The organism is Streptomyces sp. A012304, assembly GCF_026008495.1.
Taxonomy (GTDB): Bacteria; Actinomycetota; Actinomycetes; order Streptomycetales; family Streptomycetaceae; genus Streptomyces.
In genome coordinates, this window is record NZ_BQUN01000158.1 from 1 (window position 1) to 321 (window position 321).

A 321-nucleotide genomic window follows, 5' to 3' on the forward strand; every position below is an offset into this window, starting at 1 on the left:
AAGGGCGGCAAGACGGTGATCGTCCGCGACAGCGGCGGTTCCTATGGTGCGGCCCTACAGAAGGCGATCTACACGCCGTTCACCCAGGAGACCGGCATCCAGGTCAAGGTGCTCAACCTGGACGACGCCCCGCTGCTCGCCCAGATCAAGCAGGGCCGCCCGCAGTGCGACCTCATCAACAACTCGATGATGTCCCACAACAAGTACCTGAAGCAGGACGCCTTGGAGATGCTGGACCTCGACCGGATCAAGAGCGTGAAGAGCGCGAAGATCCCCGAGGCCCAGATCACCGACCATGCCGTCGGCAGCAGCTTCTACGGC

Annotated in this window: 1 pseudogene; it reads left to right on the forward strand. The window is 62.9% G+C overall.

What is annotated here, in order from left to right:
• A pseudogene (locus tag ALMP_RS35300) lies at window positions 1-321 on the forward strand (ABC transporter substrate-binding protein); the annotation flags it as partial.